Genomic DNA, 5956 nt, shown 5'->3' on the forward strand with positions numbered 1-5956 from the left:
GATGGCGGAGGGGACCCACGCGTTCCCATCTCGAACACGACCGTTAAGCCCTCCAGCGTCGATGGTACTTGAACCGCAGGGTTCTGGGAGAGTAGAACGTTGCCAAGCAGTACCCACTTGTGGGTATTTTTTTTGCCTAAGTAGAGTTGAATTACCTTTTATGGAGGCTTAGTGAAGTGGCTAAACACGGCAGACTGTAAATCTGCTCTCTTCGAGTTCGGTGGTTCGAATCCATCAGCCTCCATATACCTAATCAAGGGGCATAGTTTAAGGGTAGAACAAAGGTCTCCAAAACCTTTGGTGTGGGTTCAATTCCTGCTGCCCCTGCCAATCATACAATACTGGGGATTAGCCAAGCGGTAAGGCAACGGACTTTGACTCCGTCATGCCAAGGTTCAAATCCTTGATCCCCAGCCATTTTCCATCTGAGTCATTAGCTCAGTTGGTAGAGCACCTGACTTTTAATCAGGGTGTCGTAGGTTCGAATCCTACATGACTCACCATGTGTCTTATTTTACAGCATGCGCGTATGGCGGAATTGGCAGACGCACTAGACTTAGGATCTAGCGGGCGACCGTGGGGGTTCAAGTCCCTCTACGCGCATCAAACATCTCCAAGTCGAACCTTACGGCTTGGGGATCCCTATGCGGAAGTGGCTCAGCGGTAGAGCATCGCCTTGCCAAGGCGAGGGTCGCGGGTTCGATCCCCGTCTTCCGCTTTTCTGGCGTTTGGGTCTGTCGAGCACCCTTACGTTTTTCTTCGGGACGTAGCTCAGCTTGGTAGAGCACCTGCTTTGGGAGCAGGGGGTCGCATGTTCAAATCGTGTCGTCCCGATATCAACCACAGTAATCATCAAATGATGAGTACTGTGGTTTTTTGTTTTACCCTGAATTCGTAATTTACTATTTTATTACCTTGGGTTAACTTAGTTACCTCCATGTAACTCGTTTTCTAACCTCGGATGATCAGGTATACTGATAGTGAAGTGAATGTATTTATTATTAAAGGAGGGCTAAAGTAGTGGGAACGAATGAGAAAATAGGCGGCGGCGGCTTCCATCACGTTGCACTTAGAGCGAATGATTTTGACGCGACAGTCAAGTTTTATACAGAAGGATTAGGTTTTGTAGAAAAGAACAACTGGGGAGAAGGCGATAAGCGAGTTGTTTTGCTAGATTCGGGAGATGGGAATTACATGGAGGTTTTCGCTGGGGGGTCGAGTGAAGTAAAACCGGAAGGTTACTACTTCCATGTTGCTTTCCGCAGCAATAATGTAGATGGCGCTGTTGAAGCTGCCGTTGCGGCTGGAGCAATCGTTACGGTAGAGCCCAAAGATGTGATCTTAGGCCAAAACCCGCCGACACCCGTTCGAATCGCTTTTGTCAAAGGATTAAACGGTGAAATCATTGAGTTTTTCCAAAGCACAGGAGAACATCAACTATAACTTTTTCAGGGATGAAAGGGGAATGTGACATGGCTTTTACCTTTACTTTATCGCTTTGGGATGCAGCGCCTGATTTTTCATTGCCAGCAACGGATGGCCATACCTATACGTTGAGCGATTTTAGCGATGCCAAGACGCTCGTTATCTTCTTCACCTGTAACCATTGCCCGTATGTCATCGGCTCAAATGAAGTGACACGCGAAACGGCTAATCGGTTTAAAGATAAGGGTGTACAATTCGTTGGAATCAACGCCAACAGTGTGAACACTAAGCCAGAAGATTCATTCGATCACATGGTATCCCATATGGAGGAACATCAATATCCCTGGGTATATTTAAGAGACGAAACACAAGAAACCGCATTAGCCTATGGGGCATTGCGAACGCCGCATTTTTATGTTTTCGATGAAAATCGCAAGTTAGTCTATACAGGTCGCGGCGTAGATAGTCCGAAGGATGCAAGTAAAATCACTATCAACAATTTAGATAACGTGTTAACTGAGCTTACTTCGGGTCAAGACATTGCGTTACCTGTGACGAATCCAATTGGCTGTAATGTCAAATGGGACGGTAAAGACGCACATTGGATGCCTGCTGATGCTTGTGATTTGGTGTAGCTCTATCTTAGTCTGCTAAATCTCAACTTACATATCGTACAAAAATAGAAACCTATGGACCTCAACAACGAGATGTTCATAGGTTTCTCATCTTTATATTATATAAACTCATATTAAAAGGAGACTCCTACAATGTCCTTTACGCAACATTTAATTCAGAAATATCAGCATGAATGGTGCCAAACCCAGCAGCATCCCTTCGTTCAAGAATTAGGTAGGGGAACGCTGGATCGCAGCAAATTCAGGTTCTATATGATTCAAGACTATTTATATTTAATAGATTATGCCAAATTATTTGCGCTCGGCGCCGTCAAAGCTCCTGATCTCAAGACTATGAGTGAATTCTCAACATCGCTTCACGCCATTCTACATGTGGAAATGGACGTTCATCGTTCTTATGCGTCACGTTTCGGTATTACGAAGGAAGAGCTGGAGCAAGCAGAACCTTCACCGATCACCCTCGCTTACTCGCACTATATGTTGCATGTGGCACAGAATGGCGGGTTGGCCGAGTTAACGGCAGCCTTGCTGCCTTGTATGTGGAGTTACTGGGAGATAGGCCGAATGCTTAAGGGGTTCCCAGGTGCAGTGGAACATCCCGACTATGGTGAGTGGGTGAGAGCCTACAGCTCAGATGAGTTCGGGCAACATGCCGAGTGGTGCATATCTTTAATGGATCGGTTAGCTGTAGGGAAGCCGGAGAGCGAATTAGAGCGCTTGGAAATAATCTTTTTGAATACGACTCGCTACGAAACGTTGTTCTGGGATATGGCCTACCGTCAACAAATGTGGCTATAATTTCCTGCAAAATCATCACATAAACGCATTCATAAGCGCCTAGAGATCGAATATACATATACGGAAATCATCAAAAGTTGTTTATCAACTGGGAGGTGTTTCGGTATGATTTATTGGATTTTAGCTGTAATTGTCGTGGTAGCCGGAATTCTAGTTGTCATGAGTCTAAGAAGAAGAAAATCCTCAGCGCCTGCTGAAGTGAAAACGCACAAGCCCTGCTCCTACTGCAACGAGGAAATCGCCATTGATGCGTCAGTGTGCAAGTACTGTAGGGGGGTTGTAGTGAGCTAGAGCTAAAATAAAGTGATGATACCGGTTAAAAAGCGGAAGAAAAAAGCAACGAGTCATTTCGCCTAAAATGCGAGCTGGCCGTTGCTTTTTTGCGTCAGTTAGTCGTTTTTTTTCCGTCTGTTAGCTTCCTTGGCATCCATGGTGTCCAGGAAATCACTCGTCGTTCGGACAATATATTGGACTTCATCGAGTCCGCGTTCCATGAGCATGCTTTTGTGAATATCAATGATCAGTTTCTTTTCATGAATGCCATCAACACCATCTAATTTTTGAAAATTAAAAAGCTCGCTTGGGTCTATTTCTAAAGCGTTCATCAACGTCTCTAACGTGATTAATGAAATGTTCCTTTGGCCTCGTTCAATATCAGAAATGTGCGACTTGCTCATACCGACCTTGCCTGTTTTCTCAGCCAGCTGATCCTGTGTCAAACCCTTAACCTTTCTAATCATACGCAACCGCTCGCCTACGAGTCTTAGAAAATCGGACATCTCATTCACCTCAAGTTGAGGTTATTGAATTCGCCCCCAAAATGAGATACCTATATATGATGATTTATATTAAAAAATCCTATATGAAAGGTACTTCCATAAACTAAACATGCCAAAAAGTTGGCACAATGCCTGAAAAAAGTGTAACATCTATCTCATAAGCACACAGAAGGAGCATGAATCAATTGAATATTGAAATACACAATGAGAAACCTACCGATTTTGAAGAGTTAAAAAAAGCAGCGAACCGCACATCCAATTGGAGGGAGCGTCTTACGGCTGTTGAAGCACTAGGCGAGCATGGCGATCAACAATCCGTTCATATCCTCACACGACTTATGAAAAATGATAGCGTGTATGCGATTCAAGAAACGGCTTACCGCAAGTTGAAAATTTTAGGTGAGGATGTACAGCTGCCCCCTCGTAAAAAAGGTGACTTGATTAAAGGTGTAGGTAAAATTTTACTTCGCATTAAGAAGAGCTTACCGGAGGGCCATTCCTATGAGGCTTTCAAAGAGAAGCTACAGAAAATGAGAAGTGATGTTTATGATACGTATGAAGGTGACAAAGGCGCTGATTTCGATCAATGGCTTGAAACGACTTGGTCGGGTTTATTAAATAAATAGAAGCAACAATTATGGAGTGAAGATATGGCTAAGGGTAAAGGTGGAACAGGTAGAGGAACTGACAGCAAAGGCTGGAACCGGTGGAAGGCAAGTGAGAACCGGGCAAAAAGTGCCCCGAAACCCTACAAGAGTAAAGGTCTGAAAGCTGCTGCAATCGCGGCTAAGGCATCTGGTACGACAAGTAACGCAAGCTCGAAAAATACCAATAAAGAGAAATCTTAAGCTTGGCACTTTCCGCTAAGCCACGAACCACCTTCGGCAGTTTGCCGAGGGTGGTTCGTTTGTTAAGCAGTTTTTGCATCAAACACATGACCTGTGTAAGATAGATATAGCATATTTTTAGATGAGGTGAGAGTCATGGTATTTGGGGCGCGCGTCTGGAAAACAGGCATAGCTGTTGCTTTAGCTTTATATATAAGTGCTTGGCTCGAATTCACGCCACCGGTTATTGCTGCTGTTGCGGCGATTTTTGCCATGCAACCTTCGATTTATCGCTCCTGGCGTTATTTCTTAGATCAGCTGAAGACGAATATTATTGGTGCGGCTTTTGCGCTGCTAGCGGGAATATTTTTCTCGCAAAATGTGATTGCCATTGGCATTGTATGTATTATTGTTATCATTCTAAGTTTACGATTACGTATGGAAGAGACGATTGGACTTACTTTAGTGACTGTTGTAGCCGTGATGGAGGCGTCCGGTGAGTGGCGTTTTGCCGTCAATCGATTATTGTTGAGTCTTATCGGGATTGGCTGTGCCTTTCTCGTGAATGTACTGTTCTTCCCTCCAAAGCCTAAGGAACAATTCGCCGCACAGATCGGCAGTATTTTCAGCAAAATGTCACTGCTCCTTCGCACGGTGATCTCGAATGAAATCAAGGAAACGGTGTTTCGGGAAGAGAAGGAAGGGCTGCGCAATGCTTTGAAGTCACTGTCTGAGAAATACAGACTAATGGAAGAAGAAATTAAAAAGATGAAGGGCAGCGGCTCCAAGCGGATCCGTGAACTCGTTGTCTACAAGCAGAAGCTGCTTGTTATGTCCAAAGGGCTTGAGGTGCTGGATGCCGTAGATGAGCATTATTTTCAGGCGTCACCGACGGTGGAAACGGATGTTTGTTTTGATGATCATATGGAGAAATTGATTAAGTACCACGAGCATGTTCTTTTGAAATTCGATGATAAGCTGAAGGAATCGAGCTCGGATAGTTTGGAAATCGAAGCCGAGAATGAGCAGTTTATGGTCAATCTTATTGGACGCTATAATGAACAACCAAGCGGTATGTTGAGATTGTCGATTGTGGCAGCAGCCATGTATGACTATGGTCATCAGATAGTGCGTTTGGATAAGCTTGTGGAGCATGATCATCGAGGGGAGACCGAAGAGAGGGAACCGCTCGAGATGTTGCTCAAAAGTATTCGACTCAAATAGTTGGGATTTACGTTTGCTTTACGAAATGGTTTGTGTTATATTATGTTTCTTGCTCCGAACAGGACAAGCAGGAACAAGCGCAAACCATGGAGTCTGAACGTGCCAGAATAACTTCACGAATGGATGAAATAAAATAAAGCTTGCAAATGAAAAATCAATATGGTATATTACTTCTCGCTGCTTCGGTAACACGGCAGTGAACGAAAGAAATTGATCTTTGAAAACTGAACAACGAGTGAGTAAGCACGAACGAGAAATCGTTCAAAAA

At 44.3% G+C, this 5956-nt stretch carries 7 protein-coding genes, 7 tRNA genes and 1 rRNA gene; 14 read left to right on the forward strand and 1 reads right to left on the reverse strand.

Annotated features, from left to right (window positions below; all coding sequences use genetic code 11):
• The 11 genes from rrf to tenA all read left to right on the forward strand — a co-directional run.
• A 5S ribosomal RNA gene (gene rrf, locus AC58P7_RS33130) occupies positions 1–108 on the forward strand; the annotation flags it as partial.
• A gap of 54 nt (positions 109–162) precedes the next feature.
• Positions 163–244, forward strand: a tRNA-Tyr gene (locus tag AC58P7_RS33135).
• 12 nt (positions 245–256) lie between these two features.
• Positions 257–330 (forward strand) — tRNA-Trp (locus tag AC58P7_RS33140).
• A 12-nt stretch (positions 331–342) separates the two neighbouring features.
• Positions 343–417 (forward strand) — tRNA-Gln (locus tag AC58P7_RS33145).
• Between the two features lie 10 nt (positions 418–427).
• A tRNA-Lys gene (locus AC58P7_RS33150) sits at positions 428–503 on the forward strand.
• Between the two features lie 20 nt (positions 504–523).
• A tRNA-Leu gene (locus AC58P7_RS33155) sits at positions 524–603 on the forward strand.
• 43 nt (positions 604–646) lie between these two features.
• Positions 647–718 (forward strand) — tRNA-Gly (locus tag AC58P7_RS33160).
• A 42-nt stretch (positions 719–760) separates the two neighbouring features.
• Positions 761–834, forward strand: a tRNA-Pro gene (locus AC58P7_RS33165).
• Positions 835–1020: 186 nt separating this feature from the next.
• Positions 1021–1443, forward strand: coding sequence for a VOC family protein (locus AC58P7_RS33170; protein WP_497350327.1), 423 nt, complete (start codon positions 1021–1023; stop codon positions 1441–1443).
• A gap of 29 nt (positions 1444–1472) precedes the next feature.
• Positions 1473–2060, forward strand: coding sequence for a thioredoxin family protein (locus tag AC58P7_RS33175; RefSeq protein ID WP_497350328.1), 588 nt, complete (start codon positions 1473–1475; stop codon positions 2058–2060).
• 132 nt (positions 2061–2192) lie between these two features.
• Positions 2193–2858 (forward strand): thiaminase II, encoded by a 666-nt coding sequence (tenA, locus tag AC58P7_RS33180; RefSeq protein WP_497350329.1) that lies wholly within the window; start codon positions 2193–2195, stop codon positions 2856–2858.
• A gap of 389 nt (positions 2859–3247) precedes the next feature.
• Here tenA and AC58P7_RS33185 read toward each other — a convergent pair whose 3' ends face one another.
• Positions 3248–3637, reverse strand: coding sequence for a helix-turn-helix domain-containing protein (locus tag AC58P7_RS33185; protein ID WP_497350330.1), 390 nt, complete (start codon positions 3635–3637; stop codon positions 3248–3250).
• Between the two features lie 176 nt (positions 3638–3813).
• On the opposite strand from AC58P7_RS33185, the gene AC58P7_RS33190 reads away from it, so the two are divergent.
• From AC58P7_RS33190 to AC58P7_RS33200, 3 genes are all read left to right on the forward strand, one after another.
• A complete protein-coding gene (locus AC58P7_RS33190; protein WP_497350331.1) occupies positions 3814–4263 on the forward strand; it encodes a HEAT repeat domain-containing protein in 450 nt (149 codons plus the stop codon).
• 24 nt (positions 4264–4287) lie between these two features.
• The gene (locus AC58P7_RS33195) at positions 4288–4485 is read left to right on the forward strand and encodes a DUF3934 family protein (RefSeq protein ID WP_497350332.1); all 198 of its coding nucleotides are present in this window, start codon (positions 4288–4290) and stop codon (positions 4483–4485) included.
• Between the two features lie 135 nt (positions 4486–4620).
• Complete coding sequence (locus AC58P7_RS33200) at positions 4621–5688, forward strand: FUSC family protein (RefSeq protein ID WP_497350333.1); 1068 nt, start codon at positions 4621–4623, stop codon at positions 5686–5688.
• Positions 5689–5956: the final 268 nt, after the last annotated feature.

It is taken from the genome of Paenibacillus sp. J22FR5 (genome assembly GCF_059691975.1).